Origin of the sequence: Amycolatopsis decaplanina DSM 44594 (genome assembly GCF_000342005.1) — a bacterium.
In the GTDB taxonomy this organism is placed as follows: domain Bacteria; phylum Actinomycetota; class Actinomycetes; order Mycobacteriales; family Pseudonocardiaceae; genus Amycolatopsis; species Amycolatopsis decaplanina.
Window position 1 is genome coordinate 1 of sequence record NZ_AOHO01000001.1, and the last position, 397, is coordinate 397.

Here is a 397-nt window from a genome sequence, read left to right on the forward strand (position 1 = left end):
CCGCCGACAGGCTGACGGCGCGAGTCAAGCAAGCTGCTCGCCGATGGCGTCCCCGTGCTGCTCGTCTTTGTCGGGGTGCCGCCACATCGCGATACGACCGGGAGTGAGCCCGATCGGCCGGAATGGCCGGAACCGGACTCGGACGCCGTCGAGCCACACTGCGTTGAGCTCGCCGAGCGCGTTGATTCCGGTCAAGAGCTCGCCCGGCTCGATGGTGCCGGTGTCCGGATTCTCCGCGAAGTGCAGCAGTTCGCGGACGACTTCCCACGCGTAGGGGCCGCCGACCCAGTCGAGGTCGATGTGGCCGTCGATCGTGCGCCATTTGTCGCGTTGCTGGGCGTCTTCGAGGATTCCGCTGTCGCGCAGCGCCAGTTCGACCGCACCGAGGGCCGCGCGG

1 protein-coding gene is annotated in these 397 nt (G+C 68.8%); it reads right to left on the minus strand.

Annotated elements, in window-relative coordinates; all coding sequences use genetic code 11:
• Positions 1 to 24: 24 nt before the first annotated feature.
• Positions 25 to 397, minus strand: a 373-nt coding sequence (locus tag H074_RS40585) for a hypothetical protein (RefSeq protein WP_007027952.1), incomplete at its 5' end; no start/stop codon positions are given.